This is a genomic window from Dysgonomonadaceae bacterium zrk40 (assembly GCA_016916535.1).
Classification (GTDB): Bacteria; Bacteroidota; Bacteroidia; order Bacteroidales; family Dysgonomonadaceae; genus Proteiniphilum.
In genome coordinates, this window is record CP070276.1 from 1,238,947 (window position 1) to 1,259,521 (window position 20,575).

General features: G+C 48.8%; 15 protein-coding genes and 5 tRNA genes. All 20 read left to right on the forward strand.

The window, feature by feature from the left end; translation table 11 throughout:
• Window positions 1–123 precede the first annotated feature (123 nt).
• The 20 genes from dnaK to JS578_05345 all read left to right on the forward strand — a co-directional run bounded on the left by dnaK (window position 124) and on the right by JS578_05345 (window position 20,308).
• A complete protein-coding gene (gene dnaK, locus JS578_05250) occupies window positions 124–2,034 on the forward strand; it encodes a molecular chaperone DnaK (protein ID QRX64646.1) in 1,911 nt (636 codons plus the stop codon).
• Between the two features lie 305 nt (window positions 2,035–2,339).
• Window positions 2,340–2,531, forward strand: a complete 192-nt coding sequence (locus JS578_05255; GenBank protein ID QRX64647.1) for a 30S ribosomal protein S21 — start codon at window positions 2,340–2,342, stop codon at window positions 2,529–2,531.
• Window positions 2,532–2,593: 62 nt separating this feature from the next.
• The gene (locus JS578_05260; protein ID QRX64648.1) at window positions 2,594–3,499 is read left to right on the forward strand and encodes a tyrosine recombinase XerC; all 906 of its coding nucleotides are present in this window, start codon (window positions 2,594–2,596) and stop codon (window positions 3,497–3,499) included.
• A gap of 1 nt (window position 3,500) precedes the next feature.
• Complete coding sequence (raiA, locus tag JS578_05265; protein ID QRX64649.1) at window positions 3,501–3,797, forward strand: ribosome-associated translation inhibitor RaiA; 297 nt, start codon at window positions 3,501–3,503, stop codon at window positions 3,795–3,797.
• A gap of 104 nt (window positions 3,798–3,901) precedes the next feature.
• A tRNA-Thr gene (locus tag JS578_05270) sits at window positions 3,902–3,975 on the forward strand.
• Window positions 3,976–3,988: 13 nt separating this feature from the next.
• Window positions 3,989–4,071 (forward strand) — tRNA-Tyr (locus JS578_05275).
• 77 nt (window positions 4,072–4,148) lie between these two features.
• A tRNA-Gly gene (locus tag JS578_05280) sits at window positions 4,149–4,224 on the forward strand.
• Between the two features lie 6 nt (window positions 4,225–4,230).
• Window positions 4,231–4,302, forward strand: a tRNA-Thr gene (locus JS578_05285).
• A 128-nt stretch (window positions 4,303–4,430) separates the two neighbouring features.
• Window positions 4,431–5,618: an elongation factor Tu gene (gene tuf, locus JS578_05290; protein ID QRX64650.1), complete on the forward strand. Its 1,188-nt coding sequence runs from the start codon at window positions 4,431–4,433 to the stop codon at window positions 5,616–5,618.
• Between the two features lie 99 nt (window positions 5,619–5,717).
• Window positions 5,718–5,790, forward strand: a tRNA-Trp gene (locus JS578_05295).
• Between the two features lie 19 nt (window positions 5,791–5,809).
• Window positions 5,810–6,001 carry a preprotein translocase subunit SecE gene (gene secE / locus JS578_05300; GenBank protein ID QRX64651.1) on the forward strand — a complete coding sequence of 64 codons (192 nt, stop codon included), beginning with the start codon at window positions 5,810–5,812 and terminating at the stop codon, window positions 5,999–6,001.
• Window positions 6,002–6,020: 19 nt separating this feature from the next.
• Window positions 6,021–6,563 (forward strand): transcription termination/antitermination factor NusG, encoded by a 543-nt coding sequence (gene nusG, locus JS578_05305; protein QRX64652.1) that lies wholly within the window; start codon window positions 6,021–6,023, stop codon window positions 6,561–6,563.
• Window positions 6,564–6,638: 75 nt separating this feature from the next.
• Window positions 6,639–7,088 carry a 50S ribosomal protein L11 gene (gene rplK, locus JS578_05310; protein ID QRX64653.1) on the forward strand — a complete coding sequence of 150 codons (450 nt, stop codon included), beginning with the start codon at window positions 6,639–6,641 and terminating at the stop codon, window positions 7,086–7,088.
• A 14-nt stretch (window positions 7,089–7,102) separates the two neighbouring features.
• Window positions 7,103–7,801: a 50S ribosomal protein L1 gene (locus tag JS578_05315; GenBank protein ID QRX64654.1), complete on the forward strand. Its 699-nt coding sequence runs from the start codon at window positions 7,103–7,105 to the stop codon at window positions 7,799–7,801.
• Between the two features lie 18 nt (window positions 7,802–7,819).
• Window positions 7,820–8,341: a 50S ribosomal protein L10 gene (locus JS578_05320; protein QRX64655.1), complete on the forward strand. Its 522-nt coding sequence runs from the start codon at window positions 7,820–7,822 to the stop codon at window positions 8,339–8,341.
• A 117-nt stretch (window positions 8,342–8,458) separates the two neighbouring features.
• A complete protein-coding gene (gene rplL / locus JS578_05325) occupies window positions 8,459–8,833 on the forward strand; it encodes a 50S ribosomal protein L7/L12 (GenBank protein ID QRX64656.1) in 375 nt (124 codons plus the stop codon).
• A 96-nt stretch (window positions 8,834–8,929) separates the two neighbouring features.
• A complete protein-coding gene (rpoB, locus tag JS578_05330) occupies window positions 8,930–12,742 on the forward strand; it encodes a DNA-directed RNA polymerase subunit beta (protein QRX64657.1) in 3,813 nt (1,270 codons plus the stop codon).
• Window positions 12,743–12,847: 105 nt separating this feature from the next.
• Window positions 12,848–17,134, forward strand: coding sequence for a DNA-directed RNA polymerase subunit beta' (rpoC, locus tag JS578_05335; protein ID QRX64658.1), 4,287 nt, complete (start codon window positions 12,848–12,850; stop codon window positions 17,132–17,134).
• A 228-nt stretch (window positions 17,135–17,362) separates the two neighbouring features.
• The gene (locus tag JS578_05340) at window positions 17,363–18,502 is read left to right on the forward strand and encodes an ATP-binding protein (GenBank protein QRX64659.1); all 1,140 of its coding nucleotides are present in this window, start codon (window positions 17,363–17,365) and stop codon (window positions 18,500–18,502) included.
• 78 nt (window positions 18,503–18,580) lie between these two features.
• Complete coding sequence (locus tag JS578_05345) at window positions 18,581–20,308, forward strand: helix-turn-helix transcriptional regulator (protein QRX64660.1); 1,728 nt, start codon at window positions 18,581–18,583, stop codon at window positions 20,306–20,308.
• Window positions 20,309–20,575 lie beyond the last annotated feature (267 nt).

Here is a 20,575-nt window from a genome sequence, read left to right on the forward strand (position 1 = left end):
ATCTCAGCCAAATCTTTGGCACAGGATTTGAAAATAGAAGAGTGTGATCATATGAGAATAACCTCATGAAGATGAGCAACGGAAAAAACTGAATACTAACATTAAACCAATAGAATAACAATTATGGGAAAAATTATCGGAATAGACCTGGGAACAACCAATTCGTGTGTCTCTGTAATGGAAGGGAGCGAACCTGTTGTGATTCCCAACAACGAGGGAAAACGCACCACTCCTTCGGTTGTGGCCTTTATGGACAACGGTGAACGCAAAGTAGGTGACCCTGCGAAACGCCAGGCGATCACCAACCCCAATAACACCATCTCCTCAATCAAGACCTTCATGGGTGAAACCTACGACCGGGTACAGAAAGAGATTGGTCGCGTACCCTATAAGGTGGCACGTGGCGACAACAACACGCCCCGTGTTGACATCAACGGTCACCTCTACTCACCACAGGAGATCTCAGCCATCGTGCTGCAGAAGATGAAAAAAACTGCCGAAGATCACCTTGGACAAGAGGTCAAAGAGGCAGTAATCACAGTGCCGGCCTACTTTAGTGACGCACAGCGTCAGGCCACCAAGGAGGCTGGCGAGATTGCCGGACTTACCGTACGCCGCATCGTGAACGAACCGACTGCAGCTGCACTGGCTTACGGATTGGACAAACAGAACAAAGACTCCAAGATCGCCGTGTTTGACCTGGGTGGTGGCACGTTCGACATCTCCATCCTGGAACTGGGTGATGGCGTCTTCGAGGTAAAATCAACCAACGGTGATACCCACCTGGGAGGTGATGACCTAGACCACCGCATCATCGACTGGCTTGCACAGGAGTTCATGAATGAAGAAGGCATCGACCTGCGTAAGGATCCGATGGCACTTCAACGCCTCAAGGAGGCAGCTGAGAAAGCGAAGATTGAGCTCTCCAGTGCCACCTCTACCGAGATCAACCTACCCTACATCATGCCGGTGAACGGGATCCCCAAACACTTGGTCAAGACACTCTCTCGTGCCAAGTTTGAGCAGTTGATCGACGATCTGTTGCAGAAATGCGTGAATCCATGCCAGACCGCCATGAAAGATGCGGGGCTTTCCAACTCCGACATCGACGAGGTGATTCTGGTAGGTGGCTCCACGCGTATCCCCGCGGTGCAAGAGCTGGTAGAAAAGCTCTTTGGAAAGAAGCCACACAAGGGTGTGAACCCCGACGAAGTGGTTGCTATCGGAGCCGCCATACAAGGGGCCGTTCTCACCGGCGAGGTGAAAGATGTATTGCTACTCGATGTGACCCCCCTTTCACTCGGCATCGAGACATTGGGTGGGGTGATGACCAAGCTGATTGATGCCAACACGACCATTCCCACAAAGAAGAGCGAGACCTTCTCCACAGCCAGCGACAACCAGCCCTCTGTACAGATCAACGTTTTGCAGGGTGAACGATCCATGGCACGTGACAACAAGCAAATTGGCGTCTTCAATCTTGACGGTATACCACCTGCTCCCAGGGGAATCCCACAGATCGAAGTAACCTTCGACATCGATGCCAACGGCATCCTGAACGTCTCAGCCAAGGATAAGGCATCGGGCAAGGAGCAAAAGATTCGCATTGAGGCTTCTTCCGGACTCAGTGAAGATGAAATCAAGCGGATGAAAGAGGAGGCTGCTGCCAATGCCGAGGCCGACAAGAAAGAAAAGGAACGGATCGACAAACTGAACCAGGCTGATTCCACCATCTTCCAGACAGAAAAACAGCTGAAGGATCTGGGGGACAAGATTCCGGCAGACAAGAAGGCTCCGATTGAAGCAGCTCTCAGCAAGCTGAAAGATGCCCACAAAGCACAGGATCTCTCTGCCATCGATGCTGCATCCGATGAGTTGAACAATGCTTTCCAGGCAGCATCGCAGGAGATGTACAATGCCACGAACAATCAGCCGGGAGGACAACCGGGCAGCGATGCCGGTCAGCAGACAGCATCAGACAACAACCAGTCGGGCGATGATGTAACCGATGTTGATTTTGAAGAGGTGAAATAAAAAAAAGTCATCATTTCCAATATGCCTGTTAATTGGTGTAGCAACCCCGCCACAAATGTGTGTGCGGGGTTGTTCATCTAAAAAAATGAATCTCACCGCATTGGTATAAAAATAAATATTATTATCTTTGCAGCCCAAACAGAAGGGAGGTTATTGATTATCCGGAAAAAGAAACAGGAAGAGATTCTATAAATAAATCCAATTTTCCGCCACAAGGAAGTTTTTTCCCTGTGCAAAGAGTCAATACTCAAACATTTACAAGCTGAAAGGCTCATTTATAAGCAAAAACTAAAAAAACAAGAATAATGATCGTAGTACAACTGAAAGAGGGCGAAAATATTGAAAGAGCCCTGAAGAAATTCAAACGCAAATATGAGAAGACTGGCGTGGTAAAAGAACTCCGAAGTCGCCAGGCATTCGTGAAACCCTCAGTGGAAAAACGCAAGAAAAAACAACACGCAGTTTACGTACAGCAACTGCAACAAAACGAAGAGTAATTTCGTTGTTGTAAAATTTTTTCTTATCTTCGTAGCACCATCATTTGAACGGCCACGGTGCTATGTGGAAAGAAAAATTCATAGACTATCTCCGTTATGAGAAGAACTACTCCTCTCTAACGGAGATTTCTTATTTCAAGGATATCTCTCAATTCGAGGCGTTCATGCAGGAGGAATGCGGAGGATTCGATCCGGCAACTGTAGAGAGCGACCATATCCGTAACTGGATGATCCACCTCATGGAAGAGGGTGTGAAAGCACGTTCCGTAAACAGGAAATTGAGCGCCGTGAGATCCTTCTTTCGTTTCCTGAAACGCAAAGGCTTTATCACCAACAACCCCGCCACTGGCATCAATGGCCCAAAAACACCAAAGAAGCTGCCGGGATTTGTCAAGGATCGTGAGATGTCATTGGTTATTGACAATGCCAACGAATACCCTGACAATTTCTGCGGCCACCGCGATCGCTTCATTATTGAATTGCTTTACCTCACCGGTATGCGCCGTGCTGAACTGATTGCCCTCCGTGACAACGATATCGATTTCGAAGGCTGCAAATTACGGGTAACCGGCAAACGGAATAAACAGCGGATCATCCCCTTTTCACCTGGAACAAGAGAAAAAATCAGCAATTATATTGAGAAAAGAGATGCTGAAGTGGAAAACAAATCGCCGTTTCTCTTTGTTAAGAAAGATGGAAACCCATTATACCCAAAGCTTGTGTACAATATCATCCACACGCACCTGAGCAGCATCCCCACCCTCTCCCACAAAAGCCCCCATGTGCTGCGCCATTCATTTGCCACCGAGATGTTGAACAACGGTGCCGACATCAACGCCGTAAAGGAATTACTGGGTCACACAAGCCTCGCATCAACGCAGATCTACACCCACGTAACACTGGAGGAGATGAAAAAAACATACGATCACGCCCATCCCAGGGCACATAATAAAATGAAGGAGGAATAGTATGGAAATGACAATTCAATCTGTAAACTTCGACGCCACTGAACAGCTGAAAGCATTTGTGGATAAGAAAGTGAAAAAACTGGAACGTTTTTCTGACGACATCATTCTGGCAGAGGTAATCCTGAAGGTGGTGAAACCGGAAACAGCCAACAACAAAGAGGCCTCAGTAAAGCTAAACATCAGGCACAAAGAGGCATTCGCGAGTAAGATCGCCGATACTTTTGAAGAGGCTGTTGACCTATGCATAATAGCACTGGAAAAACAGATCCAAAAGACAAAAGAAAAAAAGGATCGGTAATCTAAAAAACAGACCAAATATTTTGGCATCATAAAAAATATCACTACCTTTGCGACCGTTTCTCTCTCAATCTGGGGGAGGAACGGTTAAAAGTAAGTAAATAAGCCTCTTTAGCTCAGTTGGCCAGAGCACGTGATTTGTAATCTCGGGGTCGTTGGTTCGAATCCGACAAGAGGCTCAGAAACAGACAAGGGCAGTTACCAGAGTGGCCAAATGGGGCTGACTGTAACTCAGCTGGCTTACGCCTTCGGTGGTTCGAATCCATCACTGCCCACTTTGTTGGTTCGATGATCTTGAATTTGCTGGTTCGACGACAAAAACAGTAAAGCAACCAATCATCCAATCAGTTTCGCGGAAGTAGCTCAGTTGATAGAGCATTAGCCTTCCAAGCTGAGGGTCGCGGGTTTGAGTCCCGTCTTCCGCTCCAGATTTTGCCTATGTAGCTCAGTGGTAGAGCACTTCCTTGGTAAGGAAGAGGTCGCGGGTTCAACTCCCGCCATCGGCTCAACGACAGATCGTGCAACGCTTCATCAAGACAAAAGGCCGGGGGCCGGGTGTCTTGAGTTTCACTGTTTACAAACGAAAGAATCGGAAATACAATTTTTTATTTTACACTAATTAATAGGACATTTTATGGCAAAAGAACATTTTAACCGGACGAAACCGCATGTCAACATCGGTACAATCGGTCACGTTGACCACGGTAAGACTACTTTAACGGCTGCTATTACAACTGTTTTGGCAAAGAAAGGATTCTCGGAACTCCGTTCGTTCGATTCCATCGACAACGCTCCCGAAGAAAAGGAAAGAGGTATCACCATCAACACCTCACACGTGGAATACCAGACGGAAGCTCGTCACTATGCGCACGTAGACTGTCCGGGGCACGCTGACTATGTAAAGAACATGGTTACAGGTGCTGCCCAGATGGACGGTGCCATCATCGTGGTAGCTGCCACCGACGGCCCCATGCCTCAGACCCGCGAGCACATCCTGCTTGCCCGTCAGGTGAACGTACCCAAGTTGGTTGTTTTCATGAACAAGGTGGACCTGGTAGACGACGAAGAGATGCTGGAACTGGTTGAAATGGAAATGCGTGAACTGCTCTCATTCTACAACTTCGACGGCGACAACACCCCGGTGATCCGCGGATCTGCCCTTGGCGGTCTGAACGGTGACGCGAAATGGGAAGAAAAGATCCTCGAACTGATGGAAGCTGTTGACACATGGATTCCGCTGCCTCCGCGCGATGTAGACAAACCATTCCTGATGCCGGTGGAAGACGTATTCTCCATCACCGGTCGTGGTACCGTTGCCACAGGTCGTATCGAAACCGGTATCATCAAGACCGGTGAAGAAGTACAGATCATTGGTCTTGGTGCTGAAGGAAGGAAGTCTGTAGTTACCGGTGTGGAAATGTTCCGCAAGATCCTCGACGAAGGACAGGCTGGTGACAACGTAGGTCTGCTGTTGCGTGGTATCGACAAGGACGAAATCAAGCGTGGTATGGTGATCTCTCACCCGGGTAAGGTGAAACCTCACTCCAAGTTCAAAGCTGAGGTCTATATCCTAAAGAAGGAAGAAGGCGGTCGCCACACTCCTTTCCACAACAAATACCGTCCCCAGTTCTACATCCGTACACTTGACGTAACCGGTGAAATCCAGCTTCCCGAAGGCGTGGAAATGATTATGCCCGGTGACAACGTGACCATCGAGGTGGAACTGATCTACCCGGTAGCTTGTAACGTAGGTCTCCGTTTCGCTATCCGCGAAGGTGGACGTACTGTGGGTGCAGGCCAGATCACTGAACTGATCGACTAATTCCCTCCATCGCCCCTGTAAAGGGGTAATGCAGGATGATTTCAAATATTACTGCTCCAAACAACCTACCCTGCGGGTAGGTTTGGAGGAGCAGTGAATACGGGTCTAGCTCAGTTGGTAGAGCACTGGTCTCCAAAACCAGGTGTCGGGAGTTCGAGTCTCTCGACCCGTGCACAATCGATCTGAATTAAATGAAAAAAATAGTTGCATATCTCAGGGATGCTTATAACGAACTCGTTTATAAGGTGTCCTGGCCATCCAAAGAAGAACTCTCCGGCAGTACGGTAATTGTATTGATTGCTTCCCTTATCATTGCCTTGATCGTGTTCGGAATGGATTCTTTGTTTGAGTGGGTGTTAAAACTCCTCTACGGTATTTTGTAATTTCTGAACAAAAGAGACTATGACTGAAGAGAGAAAAAAATGGTACGTACTGCGTTCCGTTAGTGGAAAAGAAAACAAAGTCAAAGAGTATCTTGAGTCAGAGATCAAAAAAACCGATTTAGGAAAGTACATTTCTCAAGTTCTCATCCCCACGGAAAAGACTTACATCGTACGCAACGGTAAGAAAGTGATGAAAGAACGCGCTTATCTTCCCGGTTACGTGCTCATTGAGGCTGAACTGACGGGTGAGGTGATTCACGAACTGAAGAATATCAATTACGTGGCCGGCTTTCTGCCAAACACAACCGATCCGCAACCCTTGCGGGAATCGGAGGTGAAACGCATCCTCGGAACGATGGATGAACTGGAAGAGGCAGGTGACGAGATGGATATGAAATACTACGTGGGAGAAAATGTGAAGGTGATCGGAGGTCCCTTCAGCAGCTTCTCCGGTGTGGTGGAAGAGGTGAACGACGAGAGAAAAAAACTCAAAGTGATGGTGAAGATCTTCGGGAGGAAACAGCTCCTGGAGCTGAGCTATATGCAAGTAGAGAAGGAATAGTCAGCAATTTGGTTACGCAGATTCTGTAAGTTCTTCAATGTGTTTCGAAAACCGTAATTTATTAAAATCAAGAAAATGGCTAAAGAAGTTGCCGGACAACTAAAATTACAAATCAAAGGAGGAGCTGCAAATCCATCTCCCCCGGTAGGACCCGCACTGGGTTCCAAAGGGATCAACATCATGGAGTTTTGCAAGCAATTCAATGCCAGAACTCAGGACAAAGCCGGTAAAGTGTTGCCAGTGGTAATCACCTATTATACCGACAAGTCGTTTGATTTTATTGTTAAGACACCACCGGTTGCGATTCAGTTATTAGAAGCTACGAAGCTCAAGGGCGGTTCGGCAGAACCCAACCGTAAAAAGGTTGCAGAGGTTACCTGGGAACAGGTGAAGACCATTGCCGAAGAGAAAATGACGGACTTGAACTGCTTCACGGTTGAATCAGCAATGCGCATGGTAGCGGGAACGGCTCGAAGCATGGGTATCACAGTGAAAGGGGATTTCCCGGAAATGAATAACAATTAAACTTCAATTGAGACATGAGTAAACTGACAAAAAATCAAAAGTTGGCTTTGAGCAAGATTGAAGTGGGCAAGACCTATACACTGAAAGAAGCATCTGCATTGGTGAAGGAATTAACCACCACCAAATTTGATGCCTCGGTAGATATCGATGTACGCCTCGGCGTAGATCCGCGCAAAGCTAACCAGATGGTAAGGGGCGTTGTCTCTTTGCCACACGGAACAGGTAAACAAGTAAGAGTTCTTGTATTGTGTTCTCCAGAGGCTGAGGCCGATGCGAAAGCAGCGGGCGCAGACCATGTGGGACTCGATGAATATATCGACAAGATTAAAGGAGGTTGGACCGATGTGGATGTGATCATCACACAGCCGCAAATAATGGGTAAGATCGGAGCGCTGGGCCGTGTTTTAGGTCCCCGCGGACTGATGCCAAACCCAAAGAGCGGTACTGTTACCCCCGATGTGGCCAAGGCCGTACAGGAGGTAAAACAGGGGAAAATCGACTTTAAAGTAGACAAAGCCGGTATCATTCACACCTCGATTGGAAAAGTATCTTTTACGCCGGAACAGATTCGAGACAACGCGAAAGAATTTATTCAAACGTTGATCAAACTGAAACCGACTGCGGCAAAAGGAACCTATGTGAAGAGTATTTATCTTTCCAGTACGATGAGTCCAGGTATCAAAGTGGACCCCAAATCGGCAGAAGAAATCTAATGAACTAAGCAGAAATCTATGAAAAAGGAAGATAAACAACTAATAATCGCACAAATCGCAGCCAATCTCCAGGAGTATGAAAACTTCTACCTTACTGATATTGCCACACTCAATGCGGCAAAAACCAGTAAGTTGAGAAGAGAATGTTCCAAAGAGGATATCAAGCTGATGGTGGTGAAGAATACCTTGCTGCAGAAAGCTTTTGAATCGCTCGAAGGGAACTATGAAGAGCTCTATCCCATTTTGAAGGGGAATACAGCCATCATGTTCTCCAACGCAGCGAATGCACCTGCCAAGCTGATTGACAAGTACAAGGCCGACAAAGTGCCCGCATTCAAGGGAGCTTACGTACAGGAAAGCTTCTTTGTGGGTGCCGGAGCCCTGAAGGACCTGGTCAACATCAAGAGCAAGACAGAGCTTATCGGCGATGTAATTGCACTGTTGCAGTCACCTGCAAAGAATGTAATCTCCGCACTCCAGTCGGGTGGCACGCTGCTCCACGGAGTACTCAAAACATTGTCGGAAAAGGAAGAAGCCTGATAACAAAGGTGCTTTTTCTTAATGAGTTATGCTGCAGGCAGCATGAAGGAGATTACCTTCTTAAAAAAAATCAACATCAACAAACAGAATTAGTAATCAATTTAAACCAATACAACAATGGCAGACTTAAAAAAATTTGCTGAAGAATTAGTAAACTTGACCGTTAAAGAGGTAAACGAACTGGCTGAAATCCTGAAAACGGAATATGGCATTGAACCGGCTGCTGCCGCTGTAGCTGTTGCTGCAGGTCCCGCCGCCGCTGAAGCCGCCGCTGAAGAAAAAACCTCTTTCGACGTGATCCTGAAGAGTGCAGGTTCCGCCAAGCTCGCCGTAGTAAAGGCAGTGAAAGAACTTACCGGTCTCGGCCTGAAAGAAGCCAAGGACCTCGTGGACGGAGCTCCCAGCGAATTGAAACAAGGTGTAACAAAAGACGAAGCAGATGCTTTGAAAAAACAACTTGAAGAGGCTGGAGCAGAAGTTGAGCTTAAATAACATTATCCTAAATTAGGTTAATATGGTTAGGAATCTTCTTCCGGAAGATTCTTAACCTTTTGTGTCAATATATATTAGGTTCAAAAACTCATTTCCATGTCTTCAAATAACGCCAACCCAAGAATCAATTTTGCGTCGATTAAGAATCCGCTCGACTTCCCCGATTTCCTGGAAGTACAGCTGAAATCATTTCAAGATTTCCTCCAACTCGATGCACCCCCCGAAAGCAGAAAAAACGAAGGATTGTATAAGGTTTTCACTGAGAACTTTCCAATTGCGGATACCCGTAACAACTTCGTCCTTGAGTTTTTAGATTACTACGTAGATCCTCCGCGTTACACCATCGACGAATGCACAGACAGGGGACTTACCTACAGCGTTCCGCTGAAGGCAAAGCTTTACCTCTACTGCACCGACCCCGACCATGAAGACTTCACCCCGGTAATCCAGGATGTGTACTTGGGTACCATCCCTTACATGACCGACAAGGGCACCTTCGTCATCAACGGCGCAGAACGGGTCATCGTATCACAGCTGCACCGTTCACCCGGCGTTTTCTTCGGACAGAGCATGCATGCCAACGGCACCGTTCTCTACTCCGCTCGTATTATCCCGTTCAAGGGGTCATGGATTGAGTTTGCAACCGACATCAACAGCGTGATGTATGCTTACATCGACCGCAAAAAGAAATTACCTGTCACCACACTGCTGCGTGCCATTGGTTTCGAGAGTGACAAGGATATCCTTGAGATCTTCGACCTGGCAGAAGAGGTGAAGGTGAACAAGACAAACCTGAAAAAAGTATCAGGACGCAAGCTTGCCGCTCGTGTTCTGAAATCATGGATGGAGGACTTCGTAGACGAAGATACCGGAGAGGTGACCTCCATCGAACGCAATGAAGTGGTGATTGAACGTGAAACGGTTCTCGAACCGGAGCACATGGATGAGATCCTCGCATCGGGTGTTTCCTCCATTCTCCTACACAAGGAATCAGCCAACACTTCGGACTATTCTATCATCTACAACACCCTGCAGAAGGACCCCAGCAACTCGGAGATCGATGCCATCCGGCACATCTACCGTCAGCTGCGCAGTGCCGAGCCGGCCGACGACTCAAGCGCTCGCGAGGTGATCAACAACCTCTTCTTCTCAGAGAAACGTTACGACCTGGGTGATGTGGGTCGCTACCGTATCAACAAGAAACTGAATCTCGACATCGATGTCGACACCCGTGTACTCACCAAGGAAGACATCATCGAGATCATCAAATACCTGATCGAACTGATCAACTCCAAGGCGGTAGTCGACGACATCGACCACCTCAGCAACCGTCGTGTGCGCACCGTTGGAGAACAACTATACACCCAGTTTGGTGTGGGCCTGAACCGCATGGCACGCATCATCCGCGAAAGGATGAACGTTCGTGACAACGAGGTGTTCACACCAATCGACCTGATTAACGCGAAGACCATCTCCTCGGTGATCAACACCTTCTTCGGCACCAATGCGCTCTCGCAGTTCATGGACCAGACAAACCCCCTGGCGGAGATCACCCACAAGCGACGTCTCTCGGCACTTGGCCCGGGCGGCCTCTCCCGTGAACGTGCCGGCTTCGAGGTGCGTGACGTACACTTCACTCACTACGGGCGACTCTGTCCCATCGAGACTCCGGAAGGTCCAAACATCGGACTGATCTCCTCACTCTGTGTATATGCCAAGATCAACGACCTTGGTTTCATCGAGACACCCTACCGTAAGGTAGAGAACGGCAAGGTGAATACCAAGAATGAGGAGGTGATCTACCTGGCTGCCGAAGAGGAAGAAGACAGGTTAATCGCACAGGGCAACGCCCCTCTCGACGACAAGGGTAAGTTCATCAATCCCCGTGTGAAAGCACGGCAGGATGCCGACTATCCGGTGATTGCTCCTGAGGATGTGGAGCTGATGGACGTATCGCCCATGCAAATTGCCTCTATTGCTGCCTCGCTCATTCCCTTCCTGGAACATGACGATGCCAACCGTGCATTGATGGGATCGAACATGATGCGCCAGGCTGTGCCGTTGTTGCGTACCGAAGCTCCCATCGTAGGAACGGGCATTGAAAATCAGGTGATTCACGACTCACGCACCCAAATAATGGCGGATGGCAACGGTGAAATTACCTATGTAGATGCCACCACCATCAAGATCAAATATGATCGTAGTGAGGAGGAAGAGTTCACCAGCTTCGATGATGCAGTAAAGGTTTACACCATCCCGAAGTTCCGCAAAACGAACCAGAATACCACCATCGACCTGCGACCCATCTGTCGTGTAGGCCAGAAGGTAAAGAAGGGAGATATCCTAACCGAAGGATATGCTACCGAGAAAGGTGAGCTGGCCATCGGTAAAAACCTGAAAGTGGCATTCATGCCCTGGAAGGGCTATAACTTTGAAGATGCAATTGTGCTCAACGAACGGATGGTGAGCGACGACGTCTTCACCTCTGTACATGTGGAGGAGTTCTCACTCGAGGTACGCGAAACCAAGCGCGGACTGGAAGAACTCACTTCCGACATCCCCAACGTGAGCGAAGAGGCCACCAAGGACCTCGATGAAAGAGGAATCGTACGTGTGGGTGCACGCATCAAGCCGGGCGACATCATGATCGGTAAGATCACTCCCAAGGGAGAATCGGACCCCTCACCAGAGGAGAAATTGCTACGTGCCATCTTCGGAGACAAGGCCGGCGATGTGAAGGATGCATCACTGAAGGCATCCCCCTCACTGAAGGGTGTGGTGATCAGTACCAACCTCTTCTCAAAGGCTTCCAAGAAAGGAAAGACCCGTCTCTCCAGCAAAGCACTGCTGCCCAAGCTCGACGAGGAGTATGAGCAGAAGATGGATGATCTCAAAAAGGTTTTAATTGAAAAGCTGCTGACACTCACCGAAGGGAAGAGCTCCGCTGGAGTGAAGGACTACACCAATATGGATGTAGTTCCCAAGGGTGCCAAGTTTACCCACAAAGTTTTCAACGAAATCGATTTCCAATCGGTACAGCTCAACAAGTGGACCGCTGACGCTCATAAGAATGAACTGATCCGCGCCACGGTGATCAACTACCTGCGTCGCTTCAAAGAGCTTGATGCAGAACTGAAACGGAAGCGGTTCGACTTCACCATCGGCGATGAGCTGCCTTCCGGCATCATGCAGATCGCCAAGGTCTACGTAGCCAAGAAACGGAAGATCCAGGTGGGTGACAAGATGGCCGGACGTCACGGTAACAAAGGTATCGTCTCGCGCATCGTGCGCCAGGAAGACATGCCCTTCCTTGCCGACGGGACCCCCGTTGACATCGTGCTCAACCCGCTGGGGGTACCCTCCCGTATGAACCTGGGACAGATCTTCGAAACCGTGCTCGGATGGGCCGGCAAGAATATGGGCGTTAAGTTCGCCACTCCCATCTTCGACGGGGCTTCACTCGACGACCTGAACCAATGGACTGAGAAAGCAAACGTACCCGCTTATGGTAAATCCTACCTTTACGACGGAGGTACCGGCGAACGTTTTGATCAGCCCGCTACGGTTGGAATCATCTACATGCTGAAGCTCGGCCACATGGTGGAAGACAAGATGCATGCCCGTTCCATTGGTCCCTACTCGCTTATCACACAGCAGCCGCTGGGAGGTAAAGCTCAGTTCGGTGGTCAGCGTTTCGGAGAGATGGAAGTATGGGCCCTGGAAGCATTCGGTGCCTCACACATCCTCCAGGAGATCCTGACGGTGAAATCGGACGACGTGGTAGGACGCTCCAAGGCTTACGAAGCAATCGTGAAGGGGGAGGCAATGCCTTCGGCAGGTATCCCCGAGTCACTCAACGTGTTACTGCACGAGCTGAAGGGTCTGGGTCTGAACATCAGCCTGGATTAAATCACTCCCGTTCATCCCCGGGGGAGCTGCTTCAGGCTGTTCCTGCAACGGGATGATCAGGAGATACAAATAACATTCCGATAACTCTTTATATATACAAAACATATGGCATTTAGAAAAGACAACAAGATAAAGAGTAGCTTTTCAAAAATCACGATTGGGCTGGCTTCGCCGGAACAAATTCTGGAAAACTCTTTCGGGGAGGTACTCAAACCCGAGACCATCAACTACCGAACCTACAAGCCTGAGCGCGACGGTCTGTTCTGTGAACGAATCTTCGGACCGGTGAAGGACTACGAATGTCATTGCGGCAAGTACAAACGTATTCGCTACAAGGGCATCGTCTGCGACCGTTGCGGTGTGGAGGTGACTGAGAAGAAGGTGCGCCGCGAACGTACCGGCCACATCCACCTGGTGGTGCCGGTGGCACACATCTGGTACTTCCGCTCACTGCCCAACAAAATCGGTTATCTGCTGGGCATCCCCACCAAGAAACTCGACTCCATCATCTATTATGAGCGCTACGTGGTGATCCAGGCGGGTGCACTTGAGGATAAAGTGAGTGAGAGGGATCTCCTCACAGAAGAGGAGTACCTCGACCTGCTGGAGACCCTCCCCCGTGAGAACCAGATGCTGGAGGATAGCGACCCCAACAAGTTCATCGCCAAGATGGGTGCCGAGGCAATCCTCGACCTGCTGGAGCGGCTCAACCTCGACAAGCTGGCCAACCAGCTGCGTCACCGCGCCAACACCGACACCTCTCAACAGCGCAAGAACGAAGCGCTGAAACAACTGCAGGTGGTGGAAGCCTTCCGCGGTTCAAAGAACATCAACAAGCCGGAATGGATGATCATGAAGGTGATCCCCGTGATCCCACCCGATCTGCGTCCGCTGGTACCTCTCGACGGAGGCCGCTTTGCCACCTCCGACCTGAACGACCTCTACCGCAGGGTGATCATCCGCAACAACCGACTCAAACGACTGATCGACATCAAGGCTCCCGACGTGATCCTGCGCAACGAGAAGCGTATGCTCCAGGAGTCCGTCGACTCACTGTTCGACAACTCCCGCAAGTCGAGTGCCATCAAAACCGAGTCGAACCGTCCGCTCAAGTCACTCTCCGACAGTCTTAAGGGAAAACAGGGCCGTTTCCGTCAGAACCTGCTCGGTAAGCGTGTCGACTACTCCGCCCGCTCGGTAATCGTGGTGGGTCCGGAACTCAAAATGCACGAATGTGGTCTGCCCAAGGATATGGCAGCCGAACTCTATAAACCATTTATCATCCGCAAGCTGATTGAACGAGGCATCGTCAAGACGGTGAAATCGGCCAAGAAGATCGTCGATCGCAAGGAACCTGTGGTCTATGACATCCTCGAACATGTGATGAAGGGACATCCGGTGATGCTCAACCGTGCCCCTACCCTTCACCGCCTCGGAATCCAATCGTTCCAGCCCAAGCTGATTGAAGGAAAGGCCATCCAACTGCACCCTCTTGCCTGTACGGCTTTCAATGCTGACTTCGATGGAGACCAGATGGCTGTCCACCTTCCACTGGGCAATGAAGCAATTCTGGAAGCACAGCTGTTGATGCTCGCATCGCACAACATCCTCAACCCCGCCAACGGCGCCCCAATTACCGTGCCTTCACAGGACATGGTACTCGGACTCTATTACATCACCAAGATTCGCCCGGGAGCGAAAGGGGAAGGGATGACCTTCTACGGTGAAGAGGAGGCACTCATCGCCTATAACGAGAAGAAGGTGGCACTGCACGCACTGATCAAGGTGATCGTCGATGACATTGACGAAAATGGTGATCCCATCAGCAAGATGCATGAGACCACAGTGGGCCGTGTCATGGCCAATGAAGCCATTCCTAAAGAGGTGGGTTACATCAATGAGCTGCTCTCCAAGAAGTCGCTGCGCGACATCATCGGCAAGGTGATCAAGACCTGCGGTGTGGCACGTACGGCACAATACCTCGACGACATCAAGGACCTGGGTTACACCATGGCCTTCAAGGGAGGTCTCTCCTTCAACCTGGAAGATGTGATCATCCCCGAGGAGAAAGAGAAACTGATCCAGGACGGATATGCCGAGGTGGAACAGATCATGGAGAATTACAACATGGGTTTCATCACCTACAACGAACGTTACAACCAGATCATTGACACCTGGACACACATCAACTCCAAGCTCTCCAACATCCTGATGAAGCAGCTTGCAGAAGATGACCAGGGATTCAACTCGGTATACATGATGCTCGACTCGGGCGCCCGCGGATCGCGCGAGCAGATTCGTCAGCTCTCCGGTATGCGTGGTCTGATGGCCAAACCGCAGAAGAGCGGTGCCGAAGGGGCTCAGATCATCGAGAACCCGATTCTTGCCAACTTCAAGGAGGGACTCTCGGTACTCGAGTACTTCATCTCCACCCACGGTGCCCGTAAGGGTCTCGCCGACACCGCCCTCAAGACTGCCGATGCCGGGTATCTCACCCGTCGTCTGGTCGATGTATCGCAGGATGTGATCATCAACGAGGAGGACTGTGGCACGCTCCGCGGCCTGGCAGCCACCGCCATCAAGAACAACGATGAAGTGATCGCCTCACTCTACGAGCGCATCCTGGGTCGCGTTTCGGTGCACGACGTACAACACCCCAACAGCGGTGAGGTGTTGGTCAACGCCGGTGATGAGATCACCGAAGATATTGCGAAGAAGATAGACGAGTCACCCATCGAACGGGTAGAGATCCGTTCAGTACTCACCTGTGAGTCGCACCAGGGCGTTTGTGCCAAGTGCTACGGTCGCAACCTGGCCACTGGCAGGATGGTGCAGCGTGGTGAAGCAGTAGGTGTGATCGCGGCTCAATCAATTGGAGAGCCGGGTACACAGCTTACACTTCGTACCTTCCACATGGGTGGTACAGCTTCCAACATCGCTGCTGAAAACAGCATCAAAACAAAGTACGACGGTATCCTGGAATTCGATGAACTTCGCTTCGTGGAGAGCACCGACTCAGAAGGCAAGAGCTACAAGGTAGTGGTAAGCCGACTGGTGGAGATGCGCATCATTGATCCCAACACCAAAATCGTGTTGCTCTCACACAACATCCCCTACGGTTCGAAGCTTTACTTCGGTGACGGCTCAAAAGTTGCGAAAGGCGATCTGATCTGTGAGTGGGACCCCTTCAACGCAGTGATCGTCTCAGAGGCAACCGGTAAGATCCGCTTCGAAAACTTCACCGAGAACATGACCTACAAGGTTGAATCGGATGAACAGACCGGTCTGAAGGAGAAGGTGATCATCGAATCACGCGACAAGACACGTGCTCCTTCCGCGCATATCGTGAACGAGAACGACGATATTCTACGCACCTATACCCTACCCCTCGGTTCGCACATCGTGAAGAACGAGAACGACGAGATCAAGGCAGGTGATGTGCTGGTGAAGATCCCCCGTGCCGTAGGCAAGGCGGGTGACATCACCGGTGGTCTGCCCCGTGTCACAGAGCTCTTCGAAGCACGTAACCCTTCAAACCCGGCAGTGGTTTCAGAGATCGATGGTGAGGTTTCGTTTGGCAAGATCAAACGAGGCAACCAGGAGATCAGCGTTACCTCCAAAACGGGAGAAACGAAGAAGTACATGGTACCGCTCTCGAAACAGATCCTGGTACAGGAGAACGACTATATCCGTGCCGGCATGCCTCTTTCCGACGGCGCCACTACACCGGCCGACATTCTTGCGATCATGGGGCCGACTGCCGTGCAGGAGTACATCGTGAACGAAGTGCAGGATGTATATCGTCTGCAGGGTGTAAAGATCAACGACAAGCACTTTGAGGTGATCGTCCGTCAGATGATGCGCAAGGTGGAAGTGGTGGATCCGGGAGATACCCGCTTCCTCGAGCAGCAGCTGGTCGACAAACATGAGATGATGGAAGAGAACGACCGCATCTGGGGCAAGAAGGTGATCGTCGATGCCGGCGATTCACAGATCTTCGAGCCGGGCCAGATTGTCACCGTGCGTAAGCTGCGTGACGAGAACAGCTCGCTGAAACGACGCGACCTGAAACCGGTGGAGGCACGCGATGCCATACCTGCCACCGCCAACCAGGTGCTGCAGGGTATCACCCGTGCCGCGCTGCAGACCACCAGCTTCATGTCGGCCGCCTCATTCCAGGAGACCACCAAGGTGCTGAACGACGCTGCCATCAACGGCAAGACCGACACACTGGAAGGGCTCAAGGAGAATGTGATCGTAGGTCACCTTATCCCTGCCGGAACGGGTCAGCGCGAGTTCGAGAAGTTGATCGTCGGTTCACGCGAGGATTTCGAGAAGCTCAACGCCAGCAAGCGCACCAACCTGTTCCAGGAAGCCGCTGTGGAAGAATAATAGCTTTGAAATAACTTTTTCTTAAAAACCCGTGTTGGATTGCCGGCACGGGTTTTTTGTTGTGCTATGCTCGTTTCATGCATCCATAAACCTGCACGTTCGTTTTGCATGTTCAATCAAAGTTACACTTTAGATATTCATGAGAAAACAAAGTGCAACTTTAGATATTCATGAGAAATGTGTATATTTGTAAGGTTAAGTGCTAATATTCACGAAAAATGAATCTTTATGTTATCACGAAAAATAACTCTTCAGGATGCTGAAAGAGACAGCATTTTCCTTTGGGGTGCACGGCAAACCGGTAAAAGCACGTTGCTGAAAATGCAATTTCCCGACAAGCACTATATAGACTTGTTGAAATCGGATGAATTCGAGCGATACAACCGTCGTCCGGCGCTTTTACGCGAAGAACTCAGTTTACTTCCCATAAACGAGTTGATTATTATTGACGAAATTCAGAAAATTCCTGCATTACTCGACGAAGTGCATTGGCTCATGAGCAATCGCAACCTTCGTTTCATCCTGAGCGGCTCCAGTGCACGCAAGCTGCGGAGAAGCGACGTCAACCTGCTTGGTGGCAGGGCCATCCGAAAGCATCTCTATCCATTAGTGAGCACTGAGATTCCTGATTTTGACCTATTAAAAGCTTGCAACAACGGTATGCTGCCACGACATTATCTTGTGGAAGATGCAGGCAAACGACTTCAGGCTTACGTGGGCGATTACCTCCAACAAGAAATCAAAGCCGAAGCGCTTACCCGCAACCTCAACACTTTTTCACGGTTTATGGAAGTGGCTGCTCTTAGTAACGGTGAGATTGTAAATTACAACAACATTGCCACGGAATGTGGCATCAGTGCTCCGACTGTGAAGGAATATTTCTCCATTCTTGAAGAGACACTCATCGGATACATGATTCCGGCATTTACCCAAAAAGTAAAACGCAGGGTGATCCAGTCACCCAGGTTTTATTATTTTGATGTGGGTATCGCCAATTTCCTGCTCCAAAGAACTACGCTAAATCCGGGGTCACCGGAATTTGGGCACGCTTTCGAACACTTTATCTTACAGGAAATCATTGCCTACATCGGGTATTTCAAGCCGTTATTGAATTTATCGTATTGGCGTACCACATCGGGTTACGAAGTAGATGCCATCATTGGCAATGCCGATTTTGCCATTGAAGTTAAATCTTCCACCGAAGTACAATCACATCATACGAAAGGATTAAAAGCATTCTCAGAAGAATTTCCCGACGCCCGGCTCATCATCGTTTCATTGGATAAATATCCACGACGGACAAACAATGTGGATATCTATCCTGCCACACAATTCCTTTCAAAGATGTGGAACGGCGATTTCTTTTGATATTCCACCAGATGATGCTTCGGCATATTTTTTGACAAATCCGCATTTTCAACTAATTTAGCGCCATATATCAATCGAATGAAAGCTGCGCGCAATTCTCACCTCCCGGTGTGGATCATCATCATTTGGCTGGCACTGGCCTCTTGCTCCAACCCGCAACCTGAAGCTGTCACGTTATTGAAAGCGGCCGAACAGCTGGCAGATAGCTGTCCCGACAGTGCTCTGCAATTGATCGACTCGATTTTTTATCCGGAGAAGAGTTTTAACAAAAGGGATTACATGCGCTATTGGGTGACACGTGTGCAGGTCCGGTATAAAAACTACCTGGCGGTAGATGAAGATACCCTCATATTCAAGGCCGGGGATTATTTTACAAAACACTCCAATGATCCGGTGAAAAGCACTTTGGCCTGTTTTTACAGCGGCTGTGTCTATCGTGAACAAGGGAATAAGGAGCAGGCAATGGAGCTTTATAAAGATGCTGAAACATATGCAGTGAAGACATCCGACGTAGATCTGCAGGGACTGGTGCAGTACAATATGGGCGACTTGCTGGCAGAACAAGGGTTGTACGATCAGGCACTGATCAACTATCAAAAGGCAGAGAGCTTCTATGCTCTATCTCCGGTGAATGCAATAGAGAAGCAGACCCGATGTTTGAGTGCAACGGGCAGGATGTTTCTACTTTCGGGGCAACAGGAGAGTGCCTTTGCTGACATGCACAAAGGTTTTGAGCTGGCTCTTACCACGGAAAACGATGCGTTGAAAAGTTTACTCGCACAGAATCTAAGTGTTTTTTATGCTGAAACAGCGCAACCAAATGAAGCGATCAAATACTTACGCCAATCCTATATGCTCAACAAAGACAGCACAAAAGCTCTCCGCTATTATCTGAATTTTGCTGAAGCATATGCTGGAATTGGGCAAACCGACTCTTGTAGTTATTATTCAGATATATTGGCACAAAAAATTGAGACAAACGATAAGCTCCCTTTAAAAGCCGCTGCCTACTTTTTTCTATCCACACAAGCCAAGAAGAATCACAATTATAATCTGGCATTCAATTACCAACAAAAATATGTACAGCTCGTGGAAAAAATAACCCAGGAAAGACTTCAACAGTCGGTCTATGAGGTACAACAGAAATACGACTACAATAAACAACAGAACAGATACAATCTTCAGTTGATGCACCGGCAACGTCTTATCATCATCTTTATCTCATTCTTTTTGCTGGTCAGCCTCATTGCACTCTTCCTTCTCCGACGTATTGTCATTCAAAAAAACAGGCTAATAAGTATACAAAATACGGTGCAAACACTGAGTAAGACAGCAAAAGACCTGCTGAAACGGCAGAATGCAACCAATGAAAAAGAGGTACAGCAAAGAGAAAGTTTACTTTGGAAATTTAATGTGTTGTATAAATCATCCTTGTTAAAAGCTGAACTGCAACAATTTGATCAGATGGATACAAAAAATGCCATTGCGCGCTTTGACGAAATTGTATATGGTAAGAATCATCCCTCACAATGGAATAAGTTAGTGGATACAATCGATGAAATGCACCCCGGACTTTCATCATTTACACGGTCTACCTATCCTCAATTCACAGAGACCGAATTCAAAGTTTGCCTGTTGTCCTATACCGGATTACCAAGTAAGGAAATAGCCCTTCTAATTGACCAAAGTGTACATACGGTGAACATGACACGTAGCCGTATCCGTCAAAAAATGGGTCTAAAAGAAGCGGGAGCCGATTTCAACACACATTTAAAGAAGAGATTCTCCGAAAACAGTATCTCCTAAAACAGCCCAATTCTTAAATATTCCCCATCGCACTTATATCCTCATTTTTTAACACGCACAATGTGTGCCGTTTACCTGAATCAAAATGTTAAACCACTTATACCTGACTTTTCACCTATTGACCGGTTAATTTTTCTTTTGTACGTTTGTCACAATAATTCTATTCAACAAATCAATCTTCACCAATGAAACAACACTTTTTTTTATTTATGATTGCAGGAATCCTATTTATTCCTATTCCCATGTATGGATATGCAAATACTCAAT